The organism is Loktanella sp. DJP18 (assembly GCF_049310965.1).
GTDB lineage: Bacteria > Pseudomonadota > Alphaproteobacteria > Rhodobacterales > Rhodobacteraceae > Loktanella.
In genome coordinates this window covers 1-1390 of record NZ_JBMERN010000316.1, presented here as the reverse complement: position 1 = coordinate 1390, position 1390 = coordinate 1, and the positions used below count along the sequence as shown (strand labels likewise).

General features: G+C 55.1%; 2 protein-coding genes. Both read right to left on the bottom strand.

Annotated features, from left to right (window positions below; genetic code table 11):
* Window positions 1-404 (bottom strand): DUF421 domain-containing protein (locus ACOI1H_RS25555; protein ID WP_422441131.1); only part of this gene is annotated, 404 nt, incomplete at its 3' end.
* A gap of 130 nt (window positions 405-534) precedes the next feature.
* Window positions 535-1390: hypothetical protein (locus ACOI1H_RS25550; RefSeq protein ID WP_422441129.1), on the bottom strand; the 856-nt coding region annotated here is incomplete at its 5' end.

The following is a 1390-nucleotide window of genomic DNA, read 5'->3' as shown; positions in this document are numbered from 1 at the left end:
GCCTGACGGACGGCCGCGTGAATTTCCGCTTTGGTCAAACGTTCGGCGCGGATTGCATCCGTCAAAATAATACCACGGTGAAGCAGCAAAGTCGGTTCTGATTTGACAATCTTTGTAGCGGTGTCGGATCGCGTCAGAATGGAAGTGAGGATCCATTGTAACGTTAGCAGGGTATAAATGGCCGCTGTGCTTTCGATGACCGTTACGTCCGACAGAAGAACACCGGATGCCATCAATGAGCCTATGGCGACGGTGACAATCCAGTCAAAATTGTTCATCTGCGAGGTTGATCGTTTGCCGAATAGACGAACAGCAATGACGACGGCCAGATACATGACGCCTGCCGCAAACGTGGTGCGGAGCAAGCCGCCTGCTCCATCAAAGAAAAGTGGATCATCGAACATGGATCAGTATTCGGCTGTAGTTATGGAGGTGTGGATAGTCCTATCGTGGAGACCGGAGTCTTGTTGGAAATATCACCCGCCACAGGCGTGGCGAGTGATCGTAAAATTTCTAACACGATGTCCAGATGTGTTAGGTCGACGGCTTTCCCAAATTCTGACTGCTGGCTTCGTCCTGGGTAGTGTCAGCCACCTTCGTCGCAGCAGATTTGACGTCATCAGCAGAAGATTTGACGTTTTCCGAGATCGAATTCGACACATTGGATGCCTGAGACTTTGCCTCCTTGACCGCTTCCGCGGCAACAGTCTCCATCTTGCCTTTTTCCTCGTCGTAGATACGCTCTGCTTCGGCAAAAAGTTGATCGCGTTGTTTGCCCATGGCGTCGTCTTCAAAGTCAGTCCGCGGGGCAACTGCGCCGATCGCGGCGCCAATGGCTAACCCAAGAGCACCAATGACCAACGGCTGTCTGTCGTAAAAGTCAGCGAGCTGACTGCCCCCCTGCTGGGCGGCATCGTACACCTGATCATAGGCTTCCGTGGCTTGCTTGCGTGCAGCAACAATGCGGTCACGTGCGGCGGCAGACATGTCCTCTGTGCCATGCGAAAGCCGATCCCGCAGATCCACCATACGATCGCTCACCGACTCGCCGCTGCTTCTCCCGCTGTCACTTGCTGTGGATGTGGCATCGAGCGTGTCGTCCCCCAGACTCGTATCCTGGTTGTATCTTTGGTTTGACGCGGTGCCTTGCGTACTGCCTGGCGATGCAGCGACGTTGCCGCCACGGGTGGCCCAGACCGGCAAGTCCGGGTCATGTCGGCGGGAAGATCTGGTGGCGCGTAAACGCTGCGGTGCGCTGTTGTAGTCAGACGATCGCAAACTGCGTGGTCGGTCATACCGTGTCTGTGCACCGGGCAAATTCTGATCTGCACTATCCGATTGCGTCAGGTCAGGCTGACCCCGACCATTTCCAAAAATCAGCCATGCCAAC